We start from the raw sequence: 2,393 nt of genomic DNA on the forward strand, positions 1-2,393 counted from the left end.
AAAGGCCAAATGAAGGGTGACCACGCCACTCGAACGGTCGCCGCGCAGTTCTATTCGCTGCTTATGTAAGGACTCCTAAGCGAATCGCCGCTTGCTCGTCATGGCTCCGTTATCGCGACACAACCTTTCGTCTTGGCTTTGTTGAAAACAAATCGGGCAAAATCTCCAGCCAGATCGGGGTCTGCGAGCGCGGTCGCCTCATCAACTGTCGCAGGATCGATCTTCAGGCGCTTGAGAGTGAGCTTGCCTGCGGGGGACGACAAATACGATCTGAACCAGTCCTCTTTTTGTTTCTGCTCCGCCTGGTCAAACAGCCCACGCCCGAGACGTGCCTCCTCGCGCATGCGCTCCCGCGCGGTCGTCTCCTGCGTCGCCGCCTGCACAGCTACGATGTTGTGGGCTTTCTCCTTGGCTTCGCTCGCGCGTTGTTCTGCTAACGCGAGGGTTTGCTGAACGTCGATCATCTGACGCTCGGCCTCCGATACCACCCACCCTTCCTTGAGGGCTTTCATAAAGAAGCCCGCAGGACTCTTTGTTACCTTCCCTAGCCGAAGGCTGAACCGAGTGCGCTCGATCGCCTGCTGAATCCGGTCGTCGCTATACTCTGCACGATTTGCCGCGATCTCGTTGAACTGCGCGCTTGAAAGGCCGAACTCCTGCTTCAAAGTCCTATAGATGGCTTGCGCCTCCTCATGGGTATGCAGAAGGCGCTCGGCCATGTCCTTGCGCTGAATGCGAAATCGCAAGCGGCCGATTTTTCGGGAGCCCGGTTCATTGCGGGTTTCATAAGACAACGACAGATCGGAGACTTCATTGATCTGCTTGACGGCCGGCTCAAGCCAGTCACGTTTGAAATACTTAAATACCTGCGCGTTTGCGCCCATCTCCCCTTGCCAGCCCCGCAACTCTTCGAGCGTGAGCCAATCCGTCACGCCGTCGTCAGCATACGGAAGCAGGTGGTCGTACATCACTCGTGCGTAGCTAAGAGTGAAAAGCGATGTGATGCGCAGACTCAACCAGTGGGACTTCCCGGGACCACGTATGATGCCGGTTAGCTCAGACGGCACACGGAACTGGAAGCGGCCACCCTGATAGCTTACGCGACCTATGAGCTGCACGGAGCCGTACGGCTTCTCTCCGTTGGCATCGGGAGCCGTAGTGGCTTGAATTAAAGCTTTTTGCGCCTCAGTGATTACCTGTTCGAGATGAGCGTTATTGCGGCTCGAATAGCGCATCAGCCATTTGAAATAGTCCAACTCCACGTCGTAAAGATCGTGGAGCTTTTCCTCTTGCGCTACGATGAAATATGCGGCGTCCACCAAGCGTCGCGCCGCGACACCTAAGTCGACGATCCGAATGAGGACGTTTTTGCGGGCAAAGCCAATGTCGGAGCGGGAAGCGTCGACGGACAGGCCCTCGGCGTTCGCATCATCGAACAACGCCAACGCTAGTTGCCTGGACGTTGCCACCTGTCCGGCTGTCGCCATGCGATCTCCTTCGTGTTATTCAGTCATCGCGAGCCGCACGTTAGCTAAGTTAAGGTGACGCGTCAACACAGACTACCTCACCTTGCTGCGACTCACAACACAACTTACCTCACCTAGACACTGTTCCGGGTTCACATTTCGCCTCACCGTCCCGGCCAAAAGACTTCACCTATGCGGCCACTTCGCCTCACTTAACCGGGGTAAACGGGACACCGTAGCGCTCAATCAACATCACCACTGACACAAGGCACCTCACCTTGCATGTTTAACCCGTTGATATTTATAGACATTTATCGTCCTGTTGGTGGTTGGCTGGTTGATGTTTATATAAAAGCCAACAAACCTGCCTCCAGTGGAGAAGCTTGAGAACGTGAGGAATGTGCGTGCGGCGGGCTGGGATGCAATCGTTTCGAGATGGCGTGCGAGTGCTCCGGTGCGTCGGCTACCCAATCTTTCCTGGGACATCACCTGAAGCAACACGGAGAGCACACGCCGGTCGTGAACGGTGAAGGTGAGGCGTTGTGTGTCGCCGGAAGCTTCTGAGACCAGATATCTGAGGCTAAGGTGAGGCGTTTTGTGAAAAGGACCAAATAGCCGGCAGGCATGCAAGCGCAATGGGCAACTGGAATAGATCCATTCAGCTTGCTTCTCGACGCACTTCCGGTGCATAGTAAGCGGCTCGGTCAGACCGTTTCCCGATGCTGATTTTTCCAACGCATGATGGGCGCGTTTAGATTGACGGAGCCAGTCAGCCATGTCGAACGCAGGGGGCCGAGCCCATTGGGGGTGACCCGTTTCCGAGGACGGTTAAGCAGTTGAATTTCGACCGGGCTGATGTCCTCCAGGTTGAGTGGTTGTGCGAGTTGTCCACGGTCGGTCGGCGGGTCGCCTATCACGACCACGACG

2 protein-coding genes are annotated in these 2,393 nt (G+C 56.0%); both read right to left on the bottom strand.

Features of this window, described 5'->3' with window-relative positions; genetic code table 11:
• Window positions 1–98: 98 nt before the first annotated feature.
• Complete coding sequence (locus GWC77_RS27350) at window positions 99–1,487, bottom strand: replication initiation protein (RefSeq protein ID WP_173262504.1); 1,389 nt, start codon at window positions 1,485–1,487, stop codon at window positions 99–101.
• Window positions 1,488–2,170: 683 nt separating this feature from the next.
• The coding region (locus tag GWC77_RS29230) for a hypothetical protein (RefSeq protein WP_217283438.1) at window positions 2,171–2,393 on the bottom strand (223 nt) is incomplete at its 5' end.

Origin of the sequence: Paraburkholderia sp. NMBU_R16 (assembly GCF_013282575.1) — a bacterium.
Lineage (GTDB): Bacteria > Pseudomonadota > Gammaproteobacteria > Burkholderiales > Burkholderiaceae > Trinickia.

Bases quoted from the DNA above. Each gene is read 5' to 3' on its own strand.
- GWC77_RS27350 (WP_173262504.1), bottom strand. From the start codon at position 1,487: ATGGCGACAGCCGGACAGGTGGCAACGTCCAGGCAACTAGCGTTGGCG.